This is a genomic window from Peribacillus sp. SIMBA_075, assembly GCF_046534585.1.
The window spans coordinates 1-267 of sequence record NZ_JAWRYN010000730.1; the positions used below are offsets into that span (position 1 = coordinate 1).

At 41.6% G+C, this 267-nt stretch carries 1 pseudogene; it reads right to left on the bottom strand.

The window, feature by feature from the left end:
- Nucleotides 1-267: pseudogene (locus SB775_RS30130) on the bottom strand (histidine kinase); the annotation flags it as partial.

A 267-nucleotide genomic window follows, 5' to 3' on the forward strand; every position in this document is an offset into this window, starting at 1 on the left:
GTTTTATGAGGCGAGGCTACATTTAATAGACCAAATTTCTCTGATCCAGATCTTAGCGGGATTGTCGCATGATGTGTAACATCTTCTGTCTCGCCCCAATTACATTCAATCGCATCCTCTATTCGTTTACATTCAATAATATTTGTTGCTTTTTCCAATCTTCCATTCACAAAACGTTCTACACACCAACAATCGCCTTCACACATCGGCTTCTTTTCCTGCCACGTAAGAGCTGGGGGTAAGTTTTGGTCTACAAGCATACGATGC